Origin of the sequence: Halomonas sp. ND22Bw (assembly GCF_003011945.1) — a bacterium.
GTDB lineage: Bacteria > Pseudomonadota > Gammaproteobacteria > Pseudomonadales > Halomonadaceae > Halomonas > Halomonas halophila.
This window is the reverse complement of the sequence record NZ_PXWD01000286.1, coordinates 1-386: the sequence shown is the minus strand read 5'-3', so window position 1 is coordinate 386 and position 386 is coordinate 1. Positions and strand designations below refer to the sequence as shown.

The window sequence follows — 386 nt, the reverse complement described above, 5'->3', positions numbered from 1 at the left end:
ATTTTGCGGCCAGATGGCGCTCGGCCATGGCGAAACCAATCGAGGTCGCCAGACCCTGACCCAGCGGGCCGGTCGTGACCTCGACGCCCGGCATATGGCCGTACTCAGGGTGGCCGGCGGTCTTGGAGCCCCACTGGCGGAAGTTGGACAGTTCCTGCTTGGTTGCGGCCTTGTAGCCGGTCAGGTGCAGCAGGGCGTAGATCAGCATCGAGCCGTGGCCCGCCGACAGGATGAAGCGGTCGCGGTCGGCCCAGTCGGGGCGCGAGGCGTCGAACTTCAGGAACTTGGAAAACAGCACCGTGGCGACGTCGGCCATGCCCATCGGCATGCCGGGGTGGCCGGACTTGGCCTTCTCGACGCCGTCCATTGCGAGGACGCGAATGGCG

At 66.8% G+C, this 386-nt stretch carries 1 pseudogene; it reads right to left on the bottom strand.

From position 1 onward, the window contains the following. A pseudogene (locus tag CVH10_RS18095) lies at positions 1-386 on the bottom strand (transketolase); the annotation flags it as partial.